Genomic DNA, 222 nt, shown 5'->3' on the forward strand with positions numbered 1-222 from the left:
GTCGCGCATGGCGTTGGTGGAATCGCACATCAGCGCCAGCACGCCCGCATCGCCGAGCTGCTTGAAGCGATGCTCGTCGATAAGCGGACCTATCTCGGGCTCCGGATCGATCTTCCAGTCGCCAGTATGGATCACCGTGCCCAGCGGCGAGGTGATGGCCAGCGAAACCGGTTCGGGGATGGAATGCGTAACCGCGACCGCTTCGACCTGGAACGGACCGAC

General features: G+C 63.5%; 1 pseudogene. It reads right to left on the reverse strand.

Going from position 1 to position 222, the window contains the following annotated elements:
• A pseudogene (locus EP376_RS22855) lies at positions 1–222 on the reverse strand (MBL fold metallo-hydrolase); the annotation flags it as partial.

Origin of the sequence: Alexandriicola marinus (assembly GCF_004000435.1) — a bacterium.
Lineage (GTDB): Bacteria > Pseudomonadota > Alphaproteobacteria > Rhodobacterales > Rhodobacteraceae > Alexandriicola > Alexandriicola marinus.